This is a genomic window from Acidisoma sp. S159 (genome assembly GCF_009766125.1).
GTDB lineage: Bacteria > Pseudomonadota > Alphaproteobacteria > Acetobacterales > Acetobacteraceae > Acidisoma.
Map to the genome: position 1 here is coordinate 17,139 of NZ_LMUG01000080.1, position 284 is coordinate 17,422.

Sequence of the window (284 nt, forward strand, 5' to 3'; positions counted from 1 at the left end):
GGCCGGTTGATCGTGAAGGTCCGGCGGTCCGGCAATGGCTCACCTTATGGGTCCGTGGAGGAAGTGGCGCGCCGCACGGGCGTCAGCCGCAAAGCCATCGAAGCCTTGGCCGAGGCTGATGCCTTCGCAAGCCTGGGGGCCAGCCGCCGGTCCGCCATGTGGGACGCCAAGGCGATTGAACGCGACGTGCCGCCTCTGCTGAGGCTGGCCGACTACGCACTCGGGGAGCCAGGACTCATCAACGAGGTCGCCCCCGCCTTGCCGGCCGAGGCGGCAGGACAAGC

At 69.4% G+C, this 284-nt stretch carries 1 protein-coding gene; it reads left to right on the forward strand.

Features of this window, described 5'->3' with window-relative positions; translation table 11 throughout:
- Positions 1–284, forward strand: a 284-nt coding sequence (locus tag GSQ92_RS30530) for a hypothetical protein (protein WP_216856985.1), incomplete at both ends; no start/stop codon positions are given.